The following is a 626-nucleotide window of genomic DNA, read 5'->3' on the forward strand; positions in this document are numbered from 1 at the left end:
TAAAAAGACAATGGAAGTGGAAATCCTCCGCGAAGCAGTGGAGTATGGTCGGGCAAAAAAATTGATTGCGCGCTCACCATTGCTGCCGGGGGACGACCGATGAAGACGGTCTGTGAAGTCCTGGGTGTGTCGCGCTCGAATCTCGCAGTCAAATCAAGGCGACAGTCCGATTGGGTCGACCGGCGCAAGACGCCGAGCATGGATGACAAGCCGCTTGTTGTAGAGCTTCAGGGGCTCGTTGCCGACCTGCCCACCTACGGCTACCGGCGTGCCTGGGCGCTGCTCAGACGCCGTTGCGACGCGGCGGGCCGTCCACGTGTTAATGCAAAACGAGTTTATCGCGTCATGCGTGCCCACAACCTGCTACTTGAACGCCGTCCTCGCCATACCCCGTCCTCGCGGCGACACGACGGCAAGGTCGCGGTGGGCATGAGCAATGCCCGCTGGTGTTCGGACGGCTTCGAATTCCGTTGCGATGATGGCGCGCCGTTGCGAGTCATCTTTGCGCTGGACTGTTGCGACCGGGAAGCCATCAGTTGGGCGGCGACGACGGGTGGTTACACCGGGGACATGGTGCGCGACGTGATGCTTCAGGCGGTGGAGAACCGTTTCAATGGCGCGCTTAA

The 626-nt window shown here is 60.7% G+C and carries 1 pseudogene; it reads left to right on the forward strand.

From position 1 onward, the window contains the following. Window positions 1-626, forward strand: a pseudogene (locus tag M3I54_RS44525) (IS3 family transposase); the annotation flags it as partial.

Origin of the sequence: Paraburkholderia sp. CNPSo 3274, assembly GCF_024206475.1 — a bacterium.
Lineage (GTDB): Bacteria > Pseudomonadota > Gammaproteobacteria > Burkholderiales > Burkholderiaceae > Paraburkholderia.